1 protein-coding gene is annotated in these 725 nt (G+C 49.0%); it reads right to left on the bottom strand.

What is annotated here, in order from left to right; genetic code table 11:
* Positions 1-725 (bottom strand): tandem-95 repeat protein (locus PHAL_RS23475; RefSeq protein WP_036981778.1); only part of this gene is annotated, 725 nt, incomplete at both ends.

Genomic DNA, 725 nt, shown 5'->3' with positions numbered 1-725 from the left:
TACGGTGCATCTTGATCAACATTTAATGCAGGAACACCACCAATCGTTGGGGCGTCATTAACGTTTACCACAGTTAAGTTAAAGGCTGGCAGGCTGACGGTATCCATGCCATCGCTGACACTGATCACAATATTGCTGTGCACGCCCACATCGCTGTTACTGGCGGTGCCACTGAGTGTTCCAGTGCTGCTATCAAAGCTCAACCAACTTGGCTTATTGGTAATACTAAAGGTGAGGCTGTCGCCTTCTGTATCAACGGCCGTTGGGGTGAAGCTGTAGGCGGTTTTCTCACTGATTGACACACTTGGCGCGCCGCTGATCACTGGCACGTCATTTACGCTAGTGACATTCACAGTGATGTCGGCCGGTGCTGAATCCACCGTGCCGTCGTTGACCATAAAGCTAAAGGAGTCGCTACCAAAGAAGTGGCTATCCCCTTGATACACGGCTTGTGATCCTGTCAGGGTCACGGTGCCATTTTGAGGCTGTGTACTTATTTGATAAGTTAAAGTATCTCCTTCGATATCGCTGCCAGCCAGATTGATAGTAATTGCACTGTCTTCATTAACAGACACGGTATCATTGCTGGCAACCGGTGCATCATTGATGGCATTGACACTCAGGTTTACACTCACTGGGGCTGAGTCTAACGCGCCATCGTTGGCAATAAAGCTAAAGCTGTCACTGCCATTGTAGTTAGTTGTGGGTGTATACAGCCAGCTATC

This window comes from Pseudoalteromonas haloplanktis ATCC 14393, from assembly GCF_000238355.1.
GTDB lineage: Bacteria > Pseudomonadota > Gammaproteobacteria > Enterobacterales > Alteromonadaceae > Pseudoalteromonas > Pseudoalteromonas haloplanktis.
The sequence above is the reverse complement of the archived record's forward strand: the minus strand, read 5'-3'. Positions and strand labels throughout refer to the sequence as shown.